We start from the raw sequence: 505 nt of genomic DNA, 5'->3' as shown, positions 1-505 counted from the left end.
TGACTGGGGTGAAGTCGTAACAAGGTAACCGTAGGGGAACCTGCGGTTGGATCACCTCCTTACCTTAAAGAAGCGTACTTTGCAGTGCTCACACAGATTGTCTGATGAAAAGTGAAAAGCAAGGCGTCTTGCGATTGAGACTTCAGTGTCCCCTTCGTCTAGAGGCCCAGGACACCGCCCTTTCACGGCGGTAACAGGGGTTCGAATCCCCTAGGGGACGCCACTTGCTGGTTTGTGAGTGAAAGTCACCTGCCCTAATATCTCAAAACTGACTTACGAGTCACGTTTGAGATATTTGCTCTTTAAAAATCTGGATCAAGCTGAAAATTGAAACACAGAACAACGAAAGTTGTTCGTGAGTCTCTCAAATTTTCGCGACACGAGAATGTTTTACGAAACATCTTCGGGTTGTGAGGTTAAGCGACTAAGCGTACACGGTGGATGCCCTGGCAGTCAGAGGCGATGAAGGGCGTGCTAATCTGCGATAAGCGCCGGTAAGGTGATA

The 505-nt window shown here is 48.5% G+C and carries 1 tRNA gene and 2 rRNA genes; all 3 read left to right on the top strand.

From position 1 onward, the window contains the following. Window positions 1-62: ribosomal RNA gene (locus HV477_RS28055) — 16S ribosomal RNA — on the top strand; the annotation flags it as partial. Between the two features lie 85 nt (window positions 63-147). After that, window positions 148-223, top strand: a tRNA-Glu gene (locus HV477_RS28050). Window positions 224-414: 191 nt separating this feature from the next. Next, a 23S ribosomal RNA gene (locus HV477_RS28045) occupies window positions 415-505 on the top strand; the annotation flags it as partial.

Source organism: Salmonella sp. SG203 (assembly GCF_013350575.1).
Taxonomy (GTDB): Bacteria; Pseudomonadota; Gammaproteobacteria; order Enterobacterales; family Enterobacteriaceae; genus Salmonella; species Salmonella enterica.
This window is presented reverse-complemented; position numbering and strand designations above follow the sequence as displayed.